Below are 18,851 nucleotides of genomic sequence, written 5' to 3' on the forward strand. Positions count from 1 at the left end.
TGATCAAAAGGGTGGTGTGGCACTCATCGATCGGCCAGTGAGAGTGACAGCGTCACGCGATCCCCGTGGGAGACACCGTCGATCTCGTCGTCGAGTCGCAACAGTGTGACGCCGTCTTGGGCGTCGACGACACGGGCCTCGAACTCGTCGGCTCGGAGCCGCGTTTCGATCGCGTCGAGTCGACGCTCGATATCTGCCAATCCCGGCGACCGCTCGTCCGTCGTCTCACTACTATCGTCCTGCGGTGCCGTGTCGCTGGGTGGAGACGACGGTGAATCCCTGCCGGCAACTGATTCCGTCTGTTGGAAGCGCTCGTCGAGGCCGTCGAGATGGAGCCCCTCTTCACTCAGATCGACCGACGGAGTCTGTCCGACTGTCGGGACGGGGAGCGTCGATTCCGAGATGCCGTCGAGCAGGTGGCCGGTCGTGTCGGTGTTGGCCTCGACCCTTCGGACGGTTCGCTCTGACACCCAGGGAGGTCCTTGCCAGCCAGTTCGATCGAACAGGCAGTACTCGTCGGTGTCGTCGGTCGCCCATACGTAGCTGTCGTAGTGGTCCTTGAAGCAATCTGCAGCTTCGTTGTGCTGGTGGACGACGACCACGTGGACCGGATCGTACGCCGCCACGACTTCGTCGACGACCTCTCTGGTCGGGTGGTTGCTAAAGACGGACGCGGTCGTCGTACACTGACCCGCCGTAACCGGGTCCGTCCCGCCGCCAGTCACTTGCAAGACGAAGGCGTTGGCGTCGGTCCGTAGTTGTTCGAAGAGTCGAGCCGAGCTCCCGCCGACTGGCACTTCGGGGCCAGCGATGGCGAGCGCGCCGTTGGCGACGAACTGCGCTGGATCGTCGAATACTGGAACTGACTTGACCGAAGGGACCTCGTACCCAAGTTGGTCGTACACGTTCGCAACGTGGCCGGCGAGTCGGATCGGGACGTGTTCGTCGATCTGGTCGAAGTAGTGGCCGAGCCAGTAGGCGACCTGGACGCCAGTGAGCGCACTCGTACAGGCGAGGACCGGTGCCCCGGCGAGGACGCGCTCTGTGATCGACTCGACGATCTCCGTGGCCTCGGTCTCGAACGACGAGTTCGTCGCACCGGTCAGCACCAGCACGTCGACCGGGAGGTCGGTCGGCAAGCCGGGATAGCCCGCTGCACCACGTCGAGTAAAGTCCCCAGTCGCCAGGACTGTCCGATACACGTCGTCGTCTCTGACGGCGAAGAGAAATCCACAGGCACCCGGTGCGTGACCTGCCGGTACCGGATGGACGTGCAGACCTTCGACGAGGCGCGTCCACGAAGAGCACGCTTCGAGTCGTTCGAGGACGGTATCGGTCTCTGTGATGTCGTAGTACTCCTTCCCCGCTGCCAGCACGTCTTCGAGAATCGACGCCGTCGACGGCGTAGCGAGGATCGGTGCGCCGTCCCGAATCACTCGTCCGAGCGACTCGTAATGATCGAGGTGGGCGTGTGTGAGACAGACGGCAGTCAGGTACTCGCCGGCCGATCGGTCCAGCAAGTCGTCGACGACCACGCCGCTCCCAGCGTCGATCAGTACGGCGACAGTCTGGTCGGGAATCAATCCCTCGAACCGCAACACTGTCGACTCCTTGCCCCCGCGAGGATTCGCGTGTTGATACGTTATCTGCACTCCCACCCACCCATCATACCCGCTCTAAACTTCGATTCGACAATAAATGTATCCCACTCGTGTGATAGTGAACGAACGAATCCCGGGCGTCGAACCGGCCATCTGTCACGGTGTCGGCGTGGGCGTCATACGGATTATTGTAGATCTGTACCGGATCAACCGCACGACAGTGTGCGGTCGACCGGGCAAACGGCTACAATAATCCGTATCAGTCCGCGAATCTCCCGACGACTGTCTCTGGCCGGGATCCGTCACGACGGGTGCTGGTGTCTGATCTTCTCGGCGTGGACGCTCGGCACCGGTGTCCGGCAGTCGCCACAGAGCCACGTGGGCGTCCGACCACCGCCCTCCGTCACGAGGTCCTGCTTGAACCGCAGCGTCGCCCCGCAGACGCAGTCGTAGGTCGTCGTTGCCATAGACGACGGTAGGGACTCGACGGGAATAACTCAGGGGCCTCAGACGAACGATTGCAGCGACGATCGTCTCCTCCGTACTCCCGGAGTCGCGAGATTCGTCACAGACCCACAGCCGGCAGTATCAGTCGTCGTCGATCAGGTACCGGAAGGCCCGCAGCGTGTTGTGGCCGGCGTCGGTCAACTCGACGGGTTTCGAGCGCCCTCGCTCGGTGATCGTGACGTAGCCGGTCTCGACCAGCGGCGAGAGGACGTGACTGTCCAGCAGCCGATACTGGCTCTTGCGGTTGGCCGCGTCGTGTTCCGCGAGGAAGGGCAGTCCCGCCTCCTCGCCGAAGTCGATCAGCGCCCGTTTGGTCACACCGCCCTCGGCTTCGAGGTGTGCCATGACCGCCACCTGCTGGGGGTCGGGATGGTCCATCGGATACGTCGGCAGCTCCGTCACCTCGCGGATCCCCTCCGCAACGTCGCCGTCCGTCTCCGCGGCGTAGCGCTCGGCGCGCACGTAGTACGGCGTCGCGCCCGTCGCCATGCAGGCGATCATGCCGCCGATGGCGGTGACCTTGCTGCCGGTCGCGAGGTTGACGTACACGTCGTGGTCGGCGAATCTGGTCGCCAGTTCGGCGATGGTCCCCAGCGAGTCGTAGAAGTCGAAGATGTTGCAGTCGATCGTCTCGTGGTCGATTCCCACGTCGTCGAGACGGTCGCGGATCTCGTCGGCGTAGGAGGGGTGGGCCGTCTGGTCGTCGTACTCCAGTAGCACGACGCGGTCGGCGCTGAACCGCTGGGCAGAGAGGACGATCCGATCGTTCTCGTAGCCGACGGGCATCAGATGTACGCGCTGGGCAACGTCCATGTCGACGGCGTCGATGCCTTCGCACATAAATACTGTGTCGACAAGGACGACATGGATTTCCGGGAGCACGACCGGGTCGTGTTTGGGAGACCGCCCGCCGCTAAAATATATTTTAGCTAACATATTTTGCACCGCCACCCGTATCACGGTTCGATGGTACGACACGATCTCGAACGGAGACAGCACGGACTCGGTGAACTATCTCCCGCGGAACAGTCCGCTGGCCAGATCGACCACGCCCTCGGCCACGAGAGCGGCGCGGAGAACGGCGGTGCGATCTACGACACCGGGACGACGATCGTCGCGCTCGAAGCGGGCGAGAGCGTCGTGATGGCCGCCGATCAGCGCATGAGTCTCGGCGGCCGGTTCACGGCGAACAAGAACGTCCAGAAGATCGAACGGGTGCATCCCACGGCGGCGGTAGCGATCTCAGGGTCCGTCGGCCCCGCACAGGCGGTCGTCCGAAGCCTCCGGGCAGAGGCCGATCTCTACGAGTCACGCCGGGGCGAACCGATGACCGTGACCGCGCTCGCCCGGACCGCCGGGCGAGTGGTCCGGGGAACGCGCGTCACGCCACTACTGGCCGGTGTCGACGCGTCCGGTCCCCACGTTTTCGAACTCGACGGCGGCGGGAGTGTACTGGCAGACAGCTACGCCGCCGCGGGCAGCGGAATGCAGGTCGCGTACGGCGTCCTCGAACGCCGCTTCGATTCGGAACAGTCCGTCACGGCCGCCACGGAGACGGCGACCGACGCCGTCCGGGCCGCCAGCGAGCGCGACACCGCCAGCGGCGACGGCGTCACGGTGGCCACGATCACCGACGAAACCGTCGAGATCGAAGAGGCGAGCTGATGCAGTCGAACGACCAGCAGGCGTACGATCGGGGCCACACGATCTTCTCGCCCGACGGCCGGCTCTACCAGGTGGAGTACGCACGCGAGGCGGTCAAGCGCGGGAGTCCGACCGTCGGGGTTCGAACGGCGGACGCGGTCGTGCTCGCGACGGATCGACGCCGTCGCTCGCGACTGATCGAACCGGACAGCATCGAGAAGCTCCACGATATCGACGGGCGAATCGGAATGGGCACCGCCGGCCACGTCGCCGACGGCCGCCGCCTCGTCGACGCCGGGCGGACCTACGCCCAGCGGGATCGGCTGCGGTACGGGGAACGCCCAGGCGTCGAACCTGTTGCCAAGGCCATCGCGGACCACATCCAGGAATCGACCCAGAGCGGCGGGACGAGACCCTTCGGTGCGTCGTTGCTCGTGGCCGGTGGGAGCGGCGACCGGCCGCGCCTCTTCGAGGTGGAGCCGTCGGGGACGCCCTACGAGTGGCGGGCGACGGCGATCGGTGCCGGGAGCGGCGAGATCAGAGAGAGCCTCGAAGAGCGATACGAACGCGGACTGGACACCCAGCGCGGCGTCGATCTGGCACTCCGGGCGCTGGCAGGACAGACCGATCCGACCGCGACGACGGTCGACATCGCGATACTCGGGTCGGACGGGTTCGATCAGTTCGACCACGACCGACGCGAGCGAGCGATCGAATCTGCCGGTGTGACGGGGTCCTGACACGGTTCATTGTAGATGCTTACCGGCGATCGTCGCCACGGAGTAGACGACCGCCGGTAAATCGCTACAACAATCCGTGTGAGCGGGTCGCGACGGGACGAAACGCCGGGATCAGGCCGTCGCGCCGTCGTCGACAGCGCCGGACCGATCGCTCTCGGGCGACGCCTCCCCGTCGCGTTCGATCGGTCGACGGCGGTGTTCGGCGACCGTCCCGTCACGGGCGACGTACAGCGACAGGCGTTCGTCGTCGAGACGGGCGCTGACGGCGAGACACCAGGGTGACTCCGAGAGCAACCGCTCGCCCCACTCGCTGCCGACGTTCCACAGCGGCCGGTCCGACAGATCGACGCCGTGGTCGTGGTAGAACGAGACGACGGCCGGGTGATCGAGCACCGTCAGCGCGACCGGACACCGGAGCGACGCGCCACAGACCTCGCAGTCGAACGCGGCCTGCACACGGGACGGATCGTCGTCCCCGGTGTCCGTGACGGATTCGACACTCGCGTCCACTGCCCCGCCGCAGTCGGGACAGACGCCGTCGTCGAACGACGCGATGCGTCGGCGGTGGTACGCGTCCAGCGCGTCGGGAACTGTCTCCGGGTCACGATCCGCGTAGGCGCTGGGCGGCAGCGAGAGTCCGAGGACCGGCGACGAACAGTCCTCGCAGGCGACCTCGGTGACGTTGTCGGAGACCGTCGCGACGAGCGCGGTCTCGGCACAGAACGGACAGGCCTCGGCCAGTTCGATCGGATCCCGTTCGACGCTGTCGGTGTACGTCCCCGCGGAGACCGTCCGGATCGCGTCACGGCCGGCAGCGGTGAGTTCGTAGCGGTCGTCGTCCCCCTGGCGGACGTACAGCCCGTCGAGCTGGCGCAGGTGGTACGCGAAGCCGGCGGACGTGTCCACGCCGCTCTCGGCGTGGAGTTCCGAGAAAGACAGCGGCCCGTCCGCGTCGAGCGTCCGGAGCACAGCCACGCGAACGTCGTCGGCGAGCGCCTGGAAGGCGTCGCCTGGGCTCGTCGACGCTTCGTTCGAGTCTTGCTCCGGACCTCCACTCATGACTGATGCGTGTGGGTGGCAGTCACAAAAGGGCTGTCGTCGTGTCAGCTTCTGCAGGCGACGTGTGTACCAGTGGGCTTTTGTGGACGCCTCGTCTCGTCACTGAGTCCATGACTGTCCGAGAGATCAACGGCGAGACGGTCGAACGGCGTCGGGAGCGGCTCCGTGACGAGTACGACGACGTGACCGTCAGGGAAGAGACCGAGACCGTCGGCGGCGACCTGTTCGAGGAACTCTGCGCGGAGTCCCTCGACGGCTACACCGGCGGCGGGTACGCGTGGGTCGTTCGCGAGCCCGACGACGCCGTCCCGCTCACCGAGTCGATGCCCGACGAGGTGGGCGACGAGCGATCGGTGCTGATGATCCTCGGACGCGGCGGGACCGAGTGGGGACTTCCGGGCGGCGGCCGGGAGGACGGCGAGACGTACGAGCGAGCCGCAGTCCGGGAAGTCCACGAGGAGACTGGTGTCGACTGTGACATCACGGAGTGCTTCCTCGTCGTCCACCGCGTGACAGTCTCCGAGGACGACCACGACGACCGACTCCACACGCTCTGGGTCTTCTTCGACGCCGTGTACGCGGGTGGGTCGATCTCGATTCAGCCGGGCGAACTCAACGGCGCAGCGTGGTTCGAGCGCCCGCCCGACCGCCTGTACCCCGAAAACGAGTTCCGAGCAGCCGACTTCTGGGAGGGGTTCGAACGCGAGGACGACGTGCTAGCTCGGCGGCTGTGACGCGCCTGTCGACTGTGTCGACGGTCACTGTCCTGTTCGCTCTGTCCGCGCTGTCGTGACAGTTTTCTTATTATACGGCCTGCATCGTTCGGCCATGCCGACGGACCTGACCCCAGTCGACGAGTCGCTCGCCGAGGCACTGTCAGCCGAACGAGAGCGCCAGCGCGAGACGCTGACGCTGATCGCCAGCGAGAACCACGCCAGCGAGGCCGTCTTGCGGGCACAGGGCTCTGTCCTGACGAACAACTACGCCGAGGGGCGTCCCGGCGAGCGCTACTACGCCGGCTGTGCGCACGCCGACGAGGTCGAACGGCTGGCCAGAGAGCGCGCGAAGAGGCTGTTCGACGCGCCCCACGCGAACGTCCAGCCCCACTCGGGCACACAGGCCAACCTCGCGGCCTACGAAGCCCTCCTCGAACCGGGTGACCGGATCCTCTCGCTGGAACTCAGTGACGGTGGCCACCTCAGCCACGGCCACGGCGCGACAGCAGTCGCGACCCACTACGAGGTCGAACACTACCACGTCGACCCGGAGACCGGCCGACTCGACTACGAGGCCGTCGCCGAGCGCGCTCGCGAGACGAATCCGGACCTGCTGGTCTCGGGCTACTCGGCGTATCCCCGCCGGGTCGACTGGGAACGGCTGCAAGCGATCGCCGAAGGCGTCGACGCCGTCCACGTCGCCGACATCGCCCACCTCACCGGCCTCGTCGCCGCCGACATCCACCCCTCACCGGTCGGCGTCGCCGACGTGGTGACCTGCTCGACGCACAAGACGATCCGGTCGGGCCGTGGCGGCGCGATCATGGCCAGCGAGGAGTACGCGGCGGCGGTCGACCGGGCGGTCTTCCCGGGCCTGCAGGGCGGCCCGCTGCTGCACAACGTCGCCGGCAAGGCCGCGGGCTTCTACGAGGCCCTCCAGCCCGAGTTCGAGGCGTACGCGAGCCAGACCGTCGAGAACGCGACCGCTCTCGGCGAGCACCTCGACGGCCGTGGCTTCGATCTGGTCTCGGACGGCACCGACGTACACTTCGTCCTCGTTGACTTCCAGCAGAGCCATCCCGACCTCACAGGCCAGCGCGCCGAGGAACTGCTCGAAGCGGTCGGCATCGTCTGCAACAAGTCGACGGTCCCCGGCGACCGACGGAAGTCGACCGTCACCAGCGGCGTCCGCCTCGGTACGCCCGCGATCACGACGCGGGGCTTCGACGCCGACGCGACCCGGCGGCTCGCCGACGCCATCGCGGACGTGCTCGACGCGCCCGAAGACGAGAGCGTTCGAGCGGACGCGAGCGGCACCGTCGCGGACCTCTGTACCGAGTTCCCGGTCTACGAATAGCGCGCCCGACCGAGCCGACGCTACCGCCCAGTGTCGTACTTGTAGGTCGCCTCGTCCGGGTCGATCCCGAAGTCCTCCGGCCCTTCTTCCGGTTCCGCCTCCTCGTCGGCACCGGCGGCGGCCTCCTTGAACGCATCGCGGAAGCGCTGGGGCAACTCGAAGCGGTCGACGGCCAGCCGGACCGGCACCGCGTCGGGCTGGATGTTCTCCTGTTTGGTCGTCAGTCGCTCGCGGAGTTTCTCCGGCAGCTGGGCCACCTCGATGCGCTCGAAGCCGAACTGCTGGAGGTAGTCGGCTTCGTCGGTCAACGAGTACACCACGTCGAAGCCCTGATCGCCGGCGTACTCGACGAGCCGTTCGATGACGTGTGCGCCGACGCCCTGGCCGCGCCAGCGGTCGAGGACGCCGATGCTCGTCAGCTCGCAGATCTCCCCGTCGTCGGTCCTGTGGATCCGGATGCGGCCGAAGCCGGCCTTCTCGTTGTCTGCCTCGTCGATCGCGATGACGTAGTCGCGGGACCGAAACGCACTCGCGTCGAGCCCCATCTCCTCGATGTGATCCAGCAACCAGACCTCTTCTCGGTTTTTGGCGTCCCGGACGTACATGCTCGACTCTAGGCCGGCCCGAGTGAAAAGGATACGGTCACCCGTGTCGGAACGCCCGCCGGTCTACATGAACTGGCCGAGGCCGGTCTGTTCCTGGCCGGACTTGACCTCGTCCCACGAGATGCCCATCGCTTCGAGGATGCGAGCGATCGGACCCTTCAGCGTCTTGTCGAGCATCTTCTCCCAGTCGACCTCGAACTCCTCGGGAATCTGGTCGGCGAACTCGAAACAGATCACGTCCGGATCGCGGCGGAACTCGCCGTACAGCGGATCCTTCGAGGGGTCGAGCCCCTTCTCGGCCTCGATCCGCTGGAAGAAGTCGTCGTGGACTCGATCCAGGTAGAGCCGTTTGGGTTTCGACCCGCTCTGGAAGTTCGTCCCCAGCAGCATGTTGGCGTACTTCGCCCCACGCACCTGGGCCGTGTCGGTGTCGTAGTTGTCGAGTTTCTGGCCGATGCCGCCGGGGATACCCACGTCCTCCGGATCGACGTTGCCGGCCTGGTAGTCCTCGATCACGTCGTGGACGTACTCCTTGATCGTGTCGGCGTCCTCGCCGTGGACGATCATGTCGATGACCTCCTTCTGGACGCGTTTGGTGATCGGGGCGATGTCAGAGCGCTGGTACTCGAAGCCCGTGATGTCGATGTCGTCGACGTCTTTGCCCTCCTTCCAGACGATGTGGCCGGCGTAGCGCTTCTTCTTGCCGGCCTGGAAGAACCGCCGATAGAGCTTCTCGAACTCGATCTGGAAGCGGTGGAACTGTGCGTTGAGTTCTTCGAGGGCAAAATCGTCGTAGGCCTCGTTGATCGTCTCTTCGAGTTCGAACCCCTTCTGGATCGTCGCCGCGACGGTCTCCAGTTCGCCGTCGTCCATCTCGGGATGTTTCGCTCGCATCTCGTCGGTGACCACAACGTCGCCTTCGACGTCGTCCGGGCCGATGTCTCCGACCTGTAGCATGACAGAGTCGGTGTTGTGAAGTACGATACCGCCCACCGCATCGACGAAGTTCTCGTTTTCTTCGACACTCAGATCGTACACGTATCCATCGTAGTTCGTCTCCGAGACGACTGGGTCACGGCCAGATCGATAGTAGTCACACGTTCGGATCGTGTAGCTGTCCTTGGCATCACGATATTTTAGCGAGTGTTTCTCTCCGCGCTGAGTGAGTAACATCGAGAGTCCACCAGCCAGTCGACGGCTCGTCGTCTCGAAGTCGAAGTTCCGCTCGCTGTAGGCGTCCGAGTAGCGTGGGAACTCCCGTGATCCGTCACCTTCTACCAGTACGTCGAGGAACAACGATTGCAGGTCCTCTGGCAGATGGAATACGAACGATGGGATTTGCTTGCCACGCGACGTTTGTCCTGCGAACTCACGGAAGAAGACGGCCGCCAACTCGTTCATCATCTGTAGTTTCTTCGTCTCATCGTCATACGTCGCAGACGCCCCACCGGCACCAGTCTCGTACTCGACCGTCCGTCGGTCTCCCGCATCGCTCGCGATGATACTGGCTTCCGTGTCAGCGAACAATCGGTGGTAGTCTGTCTGTAACTGTTCTAACCACTCCCGTCGCGACTCACAGATACTGGCTCCGAAGCGGCTGGCAGTCGTTTCAGCCGTGGAGGAGCTCCCCTCCGAAACGTACGCAGCGAGGAGCCGAACGAGTGCACGCCCGTCTTCGCTTTGGAGGTCGACGTGCCGCTTGACTTTCGGGTATGTATCGATTTCGTCGTGATGGCTGTGGCCGAACCAGACCCACTCCCCATCCGTGTGTATCTGCTTTGTCTTCTCGACCGCGTGCTCGGAGCCAACGCTCCGGCCGTCGGTGTACGTACGCGAATACCCCTCCAGCACCTCGTAAATATCGACCGACTCGATACTGTCGACGCTGGGGATATCGTCAACCCGGAGCGGTTCCGTGACATCGTTCGGAGTCCGCTCAACAAGAGTTCCGTCTTCCTCCACGACGTAGGAGTGATCCCTCGTCGTGGTCGACTCGCCGAACTTGTGCTGGAGCGTGACAACGTCTTTGTCTGTCTCGTGGCGGATAACCTGTGTTATCCGTCGCCACTCAGTCGCACCGTCGTCATCGACCGAGAGTGCCTCCCAGCCCGACAGCGGCCGTCGGTCCTTCGACATCCCACTACTGGAAGCTGTACCCCCATCATGTACCAGTGCCGGCCGCTCCTCGACGGCACTATCCGCACGGTCGAACAGCTCTGCGATGGGTTGTATCCGAATCTGGCCGGCAGGGTCGCGGACGACGATCGGCCGGTTCCCTGTAACGCTATCCCCGTAGACGACCTCGTACCCCTCTCTGGCGACGACTTCGTCGGTGTAGTCGATGACCTCACGACCGGTCGCCGTAACTGCCGCCCCCATCTCCTTGTCGTAGAGTCGGAATCGGTCCCAGCCGAGAACGCCATAGAGTGACTGGCCGACGAACTGGAACTTCCCGTTTCGACCGGCCAGCAGCGTGTGGTTGTCCTCGACGGTGACGCAGTGGACGCCGTCTTCAGCCGTACTTTCGCCGCCGTTCCGGTGCATTCTGAGTGTGTTCTTCGCGTCTTCGCTCGCGTGAATTCGCCACGAGCCGCTATCGCGCCTGTAGTGGGCTGTCAGTCCGAGATGGGCACAGAGTCGTAGTACGTCGTCACGGAGCCGTTCGCTCGACGTGGTGTAGCGCCAGGAGTGTTCTCCCCGATCACCGTCACCGGCAATCAGCGTATCGAGGAACCGTTCTTTCTGTTCGCGGGCGGCGTCGAAGACGAGTTCCGGGATCCGCTTCTCGAAACTCCCGTCGCCACACAGGTCCCGGAGCACGTTCCCCAGTAGCGTCGACGTGAACTGGTAACTCCGGTCGTCGACGGAGTAGTCGAACGCCATCCGATCGAGGAGTTCGCCGATCGACGCGTGATCAGAGTGTCCGCCGTCGGTGACGGCGTCCTGTGCGATCTTGACCGTCGTCGCCGCCCCTCGTTTCTTGTCGCCGAACTGCTTCTCAGCGGACGTGTCGACGTTCCCTTCGGTGATGTACCAGGCGAGGAGTTCGAGGAAGTCGTCGCCATCGAACGTACGTGGGATCCACTTCCGGCCGCTCTCGGCGTGGACGTATGTCTGTTCGGCCACGTCTTCGATGTATTCACGGTGCTCTTCGAACGATTCCGGGTCGAAGACGTATCCCTCGACACCGATGTCGTTTTTCAGGACGGTCTCCGGGTAGTAGCCGATCTCTGCGGCGAATGTGTGGCCGTGGACTTCGGGACGGACCCACACCTCGTAGTCGTCGACGTGCTCGGTCAGATCCACCTCGTTGAGCCGCTCACCGTCGGGACCGTCCCAGTCGTGTGGCAGTTCGTAGTTCGTCGCTCGATCGAGTTCGCCCGCTTCGACGAACCCGTACTCGTCTTCGGTGATCCCGTTGGTCTCGTTCTTCCGGACGAGCATCCGGTGGTTCGGCGTCACTCGGAAGTCGATCTTACTCGTCTCGATGTCGACGAGGTCGCCCCGATAGTCGGGGTAGTCGTGGGTCTCGACGACCGGCTTGACCTCCATGCGCATCGTTTCCGGATCGAGAGAGTACACTTCGTCGCCGACTTCGAGGTCCGTGATGTCGCGAACGCCCTCGGGCGTGACGACCTCGGTGTCCGGCGTAAAGCAGTTCATAATCACCTTGACAGCTGCTTGCTGCCGGTCGTAGCGCTCGTAGGCGTCCTCGTCGGGGTCGTGGTCGTTTCGCAGTGATTTTTTCTCCTCGCGTTCTGACAGGAGTTCGTCGACCATCTCTCGGATGGCTCCGTCCGGTTCCTTCCGGAAGTGGGTCCCGTTCGGTGCTCGGTAGGTCTCGCCGTCGTAGGATTCGGGATCGACCTTCGTCTCCGGGCTCGCGTTGGTCGTCACCATGCACATCGGATACAGCGACTGGCCGACCCACTGGTAATTCCCGTTACGTCCCGCCATCACGACGTGGTTATCCTCGGCCGTGATGCAGTAGACATCACCGTCGTGGTCTTCGATCGTCGCGTTCGAGGACTTCTTGAAAGAGCCGCGCTTGCCGATCGAGACGTACCACGTTCCGTCGGACTGTTTCGACGCCGTCGGTTTGTAGCCACACCGGACGGCGAGATCGACAATATCGTCTTTCAGCTGGTCGCTCTTCGTCCAGAACTTCCCGAGTCCAGATTCGGCTCGGCTCCCATCCCCTCGAATCATCGTAGTTAACAGGACCTTCAGGAGTTCCGAGTCGAGTCCAAACACCCAGTCTGGCAGTCGCTTCTCGGCGTACCCCTTGCCACAGTTCTCGACCAGCCACTCCTCCAGGAACACGTTCGAGATGTTGATGCCGCGCTCGTCGACGTTGTGGTTGATTCCCATCTCGGCCACGAGGTTTTGGATCGCCGCTCGTTCCGTCCCATCGTCCTGGTGAATCGTGATTCGGCCGTTCACTTCGTCGATGCTGCCCTCTGTGACGTACCACCCGAGCAGCTCGAGCCAGTTCCCCATCTCGAACGAGAACGGCGTCTCTCGATGGCCCGAATCGAACTTCAGGAACACGTCGTCTGCGTGTTCGTCGATGACTTCGCGATGCGAACGATAGACCGAGATCGGGATCAGGTACTTGCCGACGGACTGCTGTATACCCATGGCTTCCGACGACCCGTGGACGAGATCAAGCGAATTGACGACTGGATCGGGCATCGCGTTTCGGAACACTCTGAGGTCGTCGTCAGAATAGACCACGACGTGCCCACCGGAAACCTCGTCGACGAGTTCGAACGACTCCGGTGAACGTCCTGCCATCGGTTCATGTTGTGGGAACGCGAATCGCTCGCACTCAGGAATGTCGCGGTATTCGGCGAACTCGAAGTCGTCAGGCGTCTGCTCGTCCCACCCCCGTTCCGAGGAGAGCAGGAAGCGATGGTTTTCCGTCACTTTGAGGTCGTGCGTGTTGCCCGACAGATGGTGAAGCTCACCGAACTGGTTCTCGTACTGGTGTGTCTCGGCGACCGGCTTGATCTCACACTCGAACGTGTCCGGATTCAGCGTGTAGACCTCGTCGCCCACTTCGATTTCGGTGATGTCCTTCGGACCCTCGGGGGTCAGCACGTCAGTGTCTCTACTGAAACATTTCAGGTCAAGCACCGTCACGTTCTCTCTGACGCCGGTGATCGGATCGAAGACGGCCCCACCCTCGTAGTCCTCGCTCTCCTGTTGGCCCTTGGAGGGGAGTGCGTACTCGCCGTGGAGCTTGTGCAGGACGTACATGTCGACGGCGTCGCCGGGCGTCGTCGCGTCTTCGAGCTTACAGCCGACGAAGGTCCGGACCTCGTCCCAGAAGGCGACGATGTCCTGATCGCGGTCGAGTTCGACACACAACTCCACGTCCCGGAGGTTGTACTCCAGCAGACGTTCGGGGTCGTCCTCCCAGAGGTCGCCGATGTCGCCGGGATAGCGTTCCTTGCCGACGCCCAGTTCCACCTCGCCGACCGCGTCGAGCCGGTAGGAGTCGAGTTCGCTGAACTGGGTCCGCTGGTAGGCATAGAGGAGGTCGAAGACGACCCGCCCCTTGATGTCGGGGCCGCCCCAGCCCGAGCGCCAGACCTCGTCGACCCGCGAGAGCCGGTCGATACGCAGGTCGTAGTCGTGGTGTGGGCCCTGGAGTTCCTCCAGTCGGTCGAGGAAGTACGGTGCGTCGAAGTCGTCGAAGTTCCAGCCGCTGAGGATGTCCGGGTCCGTCGTCTCGACGTAGTCGACGAACGACTCCAGCATCGCCTCCTCCTCGGTGAAGCGCCGAACGTCCACGTCGATCGCCCCCTCGATGGGCTCGTAGTCGGGCAGAGAGTCCGGCCCGGCGACGCCCTCTGGGGCTTCGTACAGCCAGAGGACGTACTCGTCGCGGTAGGAGTCGTGGCTCGTCAGGCAGACGATCGGCTCCTCGCCGTCTTCGGGGAACCCCGAGCGGTCGTCGACCTCGATGTCGAAGACGTTGACCCGCGGTGTCGCCTGCACGTTCGCGGGCGCGACCTCCGCGTGGTGGACCTTGAGACTGCCGTCGTCGTCCTCTCTGCGCGGGACTTCGATGCCGCTGGTCAGGCCCTTGTCGATGAGAAACCGGTTGGGAAAGAGGATGTCGGCCTCGTAGTGGTCGAACTCGTCGCGGATCTGTCCCACGTCGCGGGGCGTCCGACCGAAGATCTTGACGAGGCGCTCGCCCCGGATCGACTCGTAGGGATCGCCGTCTGCGTCGGTCTCCTCCCAGCCGGTGATGCTGTCGTAGCCTCGCAGCCGCTCCTCGGAGACGTTGTCTGCGGGCGCGTAGAAGTACGGTCGAAAGTCGTAGATGCGGGCGTGGACGGCGTTCTCGTCCTCGGTCCGGCCGAAGACGTGGATGACCGGGTACTCGTCGTCGCCGCGCCCCTCGATGGTGTAGTCGATCTGGGTGACGGCCATCGAAACCGTCTCCTCGACGTCCTCGAAGAGTCGCTCGCTGGCGTCGACCACGTCGGCGGTCGAGGCGGTCGTGCCCGCGACCGCAGCGGCCTCTTCGGCGACGTCGCGTTCGTCGTCAGAGTCGTCGCTGTCGACGAACGCGCCGAGGTCCTGCTGGCCCTGCTCGCTCATGATGTGGCGTCGTTCGGGATGCCCGATAAAAACTACGGCGGTCGGCGATCCACGGCCCAACGTGTCGCTCGAATCGCAAGACGAAAGTATGGTCGCAGCCAGAAGGTATATGGTAACTCATAACATACCTACGTTCGAGTCCCCATGTCGGACAACGCACACGCAGACGAGTGGGACAGCACGGAGGAACGACGCTCCGAACCCGGACTACCGTCGGCAGTAGAGACGACCGAGACCTACGAGACCGACGAGGGGACAGTGTTCTACGACGCCGAGAACCCGCTGGCCTGGCTCCAGACGGATTCGGCCGTCGCGCTGACCGAGCGCGTGTAGGCCAGGGCGAACTGCTTTTGCCCGATGGCACGAAAGCCCGGACGTGAGCAGCGACGAGCCAGACGATAGCGCCGCGGATGAGGGGCCGACGCCCCCATCGGTCGACGGTCCCGACCCCGAACAGATCGGTCCGGGAGTGCCGACCGCCCCCGGGACAGAGACCGACCCGGAATCGATGGGGCCGGAGATTCCCGAACCACCGGAACCGGGCGCGGCCGACGCCGACGCCGAGAGCGTCCGCCTGTTCTGGAAACTGGTGTTGGTGTTCAACGTCGCCGTCTTCGGCCTCGCCGTCGGCCCGATGTTCGGATACTTTCTGGGCGACTGGGACCGGGGCCTCCAGATTTTCGCCGTCGGCGCGCTGGCGCTCGTGTACGGGCTCGTCAGGTACTACGGCTTCCGCCGGGATCGGCCGGAAGACGCTCGGTGAGACCGTCGCCGTCGGCGGTGTTCGCCCACGCGATTTGACGACCGACACTGCACTCGGACTGCTCGGTCTGGAAACAACACAACACCTACACGCGTTCCGGCCGAACGGCGACCGATGCGAACTGTGGAAGACCGGGACGGCGATCGGTATCTGCTGGTCAAGCAGTCCAGCGAGTCGAGTCTCGTCCGCGATCCGGCGACCGGCGAGGAGCGCCACCTCCCGAACGACGCTCTCGAACCGGTGACGGAGACGAGCCCGCTCTCGACGGCGGCAACTGCGGTGTCCGAGCCGCTCCGTCGAGTCGTGACCGCCACACACGACGACCGCGCGCTGGGGCTGTTGGTGGCACTCGAAGCGCGCGGTCCGACGGACGTGCGCGTCCTCCTCGACCGGTACGAACTCTGCGAGAGTGATCTCCACGGCCTGCTGGCGGAGTTTCGCGCTGCCGGGCTGGTCACGGAGGCGGACGTGCCGGGCGGTCGCGGGTACGACACCACTGCACTCGCCAGCGAGGCACTGGCGACGCTGCGGGGCGACTAGTCCGCGGCGTCCGCGACGACGCCCGCCTCGACCCGCTGTGCCGTCGAGCGGTTGGTCGTCGAGTCCTTCTCGACGCGGACCAGCGCGTCGGCCGCACCGACGAGTTCCTCGTCGTGGCTGACGACGACGATCTGCTCGACGCCCACGTCGTCACGCATGAACTCGATCAGGCCGAGCAGCTGTGAGACGTGTCCGGAGTCGAGAAAGACGGTCGGCTCGTCGAGGATCAGCGGCGGCATCGGCGCAGCCCCCTCGATCCCCTCGGCCAGCAGGCGGTAGATCGCACACCGGAGGCTGAGGTTGAACAGCGCGCGCTCGCCCCCGGAGAGTTGCTCGGGATCGAGCGCCTCGCCGTCTTTCTGGTACACCGTCAGCTGGTACTCCCCGTCGAGTTCGATGTGAGAGTACGAGTCGTTCTGGTAGACCAGATCGAACACGTCGTTGAGCATCCGTTCGAGCGTCTCGACGTTGCGCTGGCGCAGTTCCGCGCGGACGGTGCCGTACATCGACTCCAGCTCCTCGGCCTCCTCGTACAGCGTCGCGAGCTTCTCGACTGTCGCCGCCAGTTCGTCGCGGCGCTCACGGAGCTCCTCCAGGGCTTCGATCTCGTTTTCGACGGCTCCGGCGCTCGCCTGCAAGTCGTCGCGTTCGGCCCGGAGTTCGTCGAGCTTCTCGTCTGCCTGCTGGATGTACTCCGTCGCCCGCTCGCGTTCCGCGCGGGCCTCCTCGACGTTCGCGTCGTCGAACTCCGCTTCGAGGGCGGACGTGCGCTCTCGCTTGTCGGCGAGTCGCTCGCGGCGCTCGTCGTTGATCTCGTCTTTCTGCTGGCGCTGCTCGCGCAGTCGTTCGAGGTCGTCTTCGCACTCCTCGACCGCCGCGAGCAGCGTCTCGATGCGTTCGAGCCGTTCCAGCTCCGTCTTGCACTCCTGGCGCTGCTGATTGCAGTCGGCGACGACGTCGCGACACTCCTGGGCCGCTTGCTCGGCCTCGGTGGCCGCCTCGCGCTTCTCGTCGGCCTCCGACGCCAACGCCTCGGCGTCGGCCCGGAGCTCGTCGATCCGGTCTTCCTCCTCGTCGAGCCCCGACTCGCGGTCCTCGATCAAGCGTGTAACGTCGTCGCGTCTCGTCTCCAGGGTCTCGATCTCGGCGGCCGTCTCGACGAGTTGCTCGGCTCGTTCGAGTCGCTCCTCGCGGGTCGTCACCGCCTCTCGGGCCGCGTCGAGTTCACGCTCGTGTTCCTCGATGCGGTCGCGCCGTTCGTCGATCTCCTCGACGTGAGGCGAGTCTGTTACGTCCTGCCCGCACTCCGGACACTTTCCGGCGTCGAGGAGTTGCTGGGCCTCGGCGACGCGCTCGCGTTCGGCTTCGAGCGTCGTCTCCAGTTCCGTGACCCGCTGGCGTGCGTCTTCGAGCGCCGACGCGACCTCGTCGCGGTGGTCTTCGACGCCGTCTCGATCCACCGGTGCGTCCTCGAAGCGGGCCGCGAGTGTCTCGATTCGTTCGTCGATCTCGTCGAGCTGGTCGCGCCGTTCCCGTACGTCCGCACGGGTGTCGGCCACCTCGGCTTCGAGTCGCTCGGCCTCCTCGCGTTTCTCCGTGGCCCGCTCGTCGAGAGTCGCGGCGCTCTCGCGCAGCGACTCGGCCTCGCTGCCGTGTTCCGAGGCCGCGACCCGCTGGGCTTCGATCCGGTCTCGCAGCTCGTCGTCGCGGGCGGTCAGTTCGTCGATCCGCTCGGCGACGGCGTCGGAGTCGGCGCTGTCGAGGTCGCTCTCGGCGACAGCCTCGCGCAGTTCCGTCTCGCGCTCGCTCAGCGTCTCCTTTCGGTCCCGAATCCGCTCGTCGATCTCGTCTCGCTCCCGTTCGGTCTCTGCGATCGTCTCTCGGAGCTCGTCGATCTCGGCTTCGAGTTCGTCGAGTTCGGCCTGTTTCTCCTCGTAGTCGTCGATGATCGACTGGGCGTCGTCGCGGGTCTGGACTGCCCGCTCGCGCTGGCCTTCGATGCGTTCGATCTCCTCGCTGGTCTCGACGATCTGGCTCCGGAGTTCGTTGAGGCGATCGTAGAGGTCACGCTCCTCCTTCTCGGCGATCTGCTCTTCGAGCTGGCCCAGCGCGCCCTGTTTGTCGTCGCGGACGCGGCCGATGCCGACGCGGGCGTCGCTTGCCCGCTCGCGGTACTCCTCTAGCTTCCCGAGCTGGAGGAGGTCGTCGAGCATGTCCTGGCGCTGGCCCGGCGAGGCGTTGATCAGCTTGTTGACCTCGCCCTGCCTGACGTACGCGCAGTTGACGAACGCCTCGCTGTCCATCCGGAGGAGTTCGGTGACGCGGCGGCGGACGGCGCGAGCGCCGTCGAAGCTCCCCTCCGGCGTTTCGAGGACGCACTTGGCGGTCGTCGCTCGCTCGCCCGTCGCCCGGACGCGGCGCTCGATGTGGAAGTCGCCGCCGCCGTGGGTGAACCACAGCTCGACGGTCGCGTCGTCGGCCCCGATCGAGACGATCTCGTCGAGGTTCTCGTCGAGGGCCTTGGTCCCGTAGAGCGCGAAGAAACAGGCCTCGAGCAGCGAGGACTTCCCGCTGCCGTTGAGCCCGTGAATGATCGTCACGCCGCGGTCGAGTCGCAGGTCGGCCTCGCCGTAACACTTGAAGTTCTCCATCCGGACCCGAGAGATCCTCATGCGACCACCTCTCGGGAGACAGCGTCGTC

Annotated in this window: 14 protein-coding genes; 7 read left to right on the plus strand and 7 right to left on the minus strand. The window is 64.8% G+C overall.

Features of this window, described 5'->3' with window-relative positions; translation table 11 throughout:
* Positions 1–23: 23 nt before the first annotated feature.
* The 3 genes from IL252_RS02555 to IL252_RS02565 all read right to left on the minus strand — a co-directional run bounded on the left by IL252_RS02555 (position 24) and on the right by IL252_RS02565 (position 2,948).
* On the minus strand, positions 24–1,652 hold the full coding sequence (locus IL252_RS02555) for an MBL fold metallo-hydrolase (protein WP_208626498.1): 1,629 nt from the start codon (positions 1,650–1,652) through the stop codon (positions 24–26).
* A 251-nt stretch (positions 1,653–1,903) separates the two neighbouring features.
* Positions 1,904–2,068 (minus strand): hypothetical protein, encoded by a 165-nt coding sequence (locus IL252_RS02560; protein ID WP_170094924.1) that lies wholly within the window; start codon positions 2,066–2,068, stop codon positions 1,904–1,906.
* Between the two features lie 121 nt (positions 2,069–2,189).
* Positions 2,190–2,948, minus strand: coding sequence for a DUF6293 family protein (locus IL252_RS02565; RefSeq protein WP_244256731.1), 759 nt, complete (start codon positions 2,946–2,948; stop codon positions 2,190–2,192).
* A gap of 126 nt (positions 2,949–3,074) precedes the next feature.
* On the opposite strand from IL252_RS02565, the gene IL252_RS02570 reads away from it, so the two are divergent.
* Complete coding sequence (locus tag IL252_RS02570; RefSeq protein WP_208626500.1) at positions 3,075–3,773, plus strand: proteasome subunit beta; 699 nt, start codon at positions 3,075–3,077, stop codon at positions 3,771–3,773.
* A complete protein-coding gene (locus tag IL252_RS02575; protein WP_208626501.1) occupies positions 3,773–4,492 on the plus strand; it encodes an archaeal proteasome endopeptidase complex subunit alpha in 720 nt (239 codons plus the stop codon). The genes IL252_RS02570 and IL252_RS02575 overlap by 1 nt, the downstream gene beginning before the upstream one ends.
* 111 nt (positions 4,493–4,603) lie before the next feature.
* Here the strand turns inward: IL252_RS02575 and IL252_RS02580 are convergent, their stop codons facing one another.
* Complete coding sequence (locus tag IL252_RS02580; protein WP_208626502.1) at positions 4,604–5,551, minus strand: helix-turn-helix transcriptional regulator; 948 nt, start codon at positions 5,549–5,551, stop codon at positions 4,604–4,606.
* 110 nt (positions 5,552–5,661) lie between these two features.
* Here IL252_RS02580 and IL252_RS02585 point away from each other — a divergent pair, with 110 nt between their 5' ends.
* Together IL252_RS02585 and glyA are read left to right on the plus strand one after the other, a co-directional pair.
* Positions 5,662–6,285, plus strand: coding sequence for an NUDIX hydrolase (locus tag IL252_RS02585; protein ID WP_208626503.1), 624 nt, complete (start codon positions 5,662–5,664; stop codon positions 6,283–6,285).
* Positions 6,286–6,379: 94 nt separating this feature from the next.
* Positions 6,380–7,624 (plus strand): serine hydroxymethyltransferase, encoded by a 1,245-nt coding sequence (glyA, locus tag IL252_RS02590; RefSeq protein ID WP_208626504.1) that lies wholly within the window; start codon positions 6,380–6,382, stop codon positions 7,622–7,624.
* 20 nt (positions 7,625–7,644) lie between these two features.
* Here the strand turns inward: glyA and IL252_RS02595 are convergent, their stop codons facing one another.
* Positions 7,645–8,229 (minus strand): GNAT family N-acetyltransferase, encoded by a 585-nt coding sequence (locus IL252_RS02595; protein ID WP_208626505.1) that lies wholly within the window; start codon positions 8,227–8,229, stop codon positions 7,645–7,647.
* A 63-nt stretch (positions 8,230–8,292) separates the two neighbouring features.
* Positions 8,293–14,847: a DNA polymerase domain-containing protein gene (locus IL252_RS17565; protein ID WP_244256738.1), complete on the minus strand. Its 6,555-nt coding sequence runs from the start codon at positions 14,845–14,847 to the stop codon at positions 8,293–8,295.
* A gap of 144 nt (positions 14,848–14,991) precedes the next feature.
* On the opposite strand from IL252_RS17565, the gene IL252_RS02615 reads away from it, so the two are divergent.
* The 3 genes from IL252_RS02615 (at position 14,992) to IL252_RS02625 (ending at position 16,150) form a co-directional block, all read left to right on the plus strand.
* Entirely contained in the window at positions 14,992–15,180 is a 189-nt protein-coding gene (locus IL252_RS02615) for a hypothetical protein (protein WP_208626506.1), read from the plus strand.
* A 43-nt stretch (positions 15,181–15,223) separates the two neighbouring features.
* Positions 15,224–15,610, plus strand: a complete 387-nt coding sequence (locus IL252_RS02620) for a hypothetical protein (RefSeq protein WP_208626507.1) — start codon at positions 15,224–15,226, stop codon at positions 15,608–15,610.
* A 114-nt stretch (positions 15,611–15,724) separates the two neighbouring features.
* On the plus strand, positions 15,725–16,150 hold the full coding sequence (locus IL252_RS02625; protein ID WP_208626509.1) for a hypothetical protein: 426 nt from the start codon (positions 15,725–15,727) through the stop codon (positions 16,148–16,150).
* Here IL252_RS02625 and rad50 read toward each other — a convergent pair.
* On the minus strand, positions 16,147–18,822 hold the full coding sequence (gene rad50 / locus IL252_RS02630; protein ID WP_208626510.1) for a DNA double-strand break repair ATPase Rad50: 2,676 nt from the start codon (positions 18,820–18,822) through the stop codon (positions 16,147–16,149). The two genes, IL252_RS02625 and rad50, sit on opposite strands and share 4 nt — an antisense overlap.
* Between the last annotated feature and the right edge of the window lie 29 nt (positions 18,823–18,851).

It is taken from the genome of Halomicrobium sp. IBSBa (genome assembly GCF_017612575.1).
Taxonomy (GTDB): Archaea; Halobacteriota; Halobacteria; order Halobacteriales; family Haloarculaceae; genus Halomicrobium.

What these genes read in the sequence shown, in the direction of transcription:
- IL252_RS02560 (WP_170094924.1), bottom strand. Translation starts at nt 2,068, where the DNA reads ATGGCAACGACGACCTACGACTGCGTCTGCGGGGCGACGCTGCGGTTC.
- IL252_RS02565 (WP_244256731.1), bottom strand. Translation starts at nt 2,948, where the DNA reads ATGTGCGAAGGCATCGACGCCGTCGACATGGACGTTGCCCAGCGCGTA.
- IL252_RS02570 (WP_208626500.1), top strand. Translation starts at nt 3,075, where the DNA reads ATGGTACGACACGATCTCGAACGGAGACAGCACGGACTCGGTGAACTA.
- IL252_RS02575 (WP_208626501.1), top strand. Translation starts at nt 3,773, where the DNA reads ATGCAGTCGAACGACCAGCAGGCGTACGATCGGGGCCACACGATCTTC.
- IL252_RS02580 (WP_208626502.1), bottom strand. Translation starts at nt 5,551, where the DNA reads ATGAGTGGAGGTCCGGAGCAAGACTCGAACGAAGCGTCGACGAGCCCA.
- IL252_RS02585 (WP_208626503.1), top strand. Translation starts at nt 5,662, where the DNA reads ATGACTGTCCGAGAGATCAACGGCGAGACGGTCGAACGGCGTCGGGAG.
- glyA (WP_208626504.1), top strand. Translation starts at nt 6,380, where the DNA reads ATGCCGACGGACCTGACCCCAGTCGACGAGTCGCTCGCCGAGGCACTG.
- IL252_RS02595 (WP_208626505.1), bottom strand. Translation starts at nt 8,229, where the DNA reads ATGTACGTCCGGGACGCCAAAAACCGAGAAGAGGTCTGGTTGCTGGAT.
- IL252_RS17565 (WP_244256738.1), bottom strand. Translation starts at nt 14,847, where the DNA reads ATGAGCGAGCAGGGCCAGCAGGACCTCGGCGCGTTCGTCGACAGCGAC.
- IL252_RS02615 (WP_208626506.1), top strand. Translation starts at nt 14,992, where the DNA reads ATGTCGGACAACGCACACGCAGACGAGTGGGACAGCACGGAGGAACGA.
- IL252_RS02625 (WP_208626509.1), top strand. Translation starts at nt 15,725, where the DNA reads ATGCGAACTGTGGAAGACCGGGACGGCGATCGGTATCTGCTGGTCAAG.
- rad50 (WP_208626510.1), bottom strand. Translation starts at nt 18,822, where the DNA reads ATGAGGATCTCTCGGGTCCGGATGGAGAACTTCAAGTGTTACGGCGAG.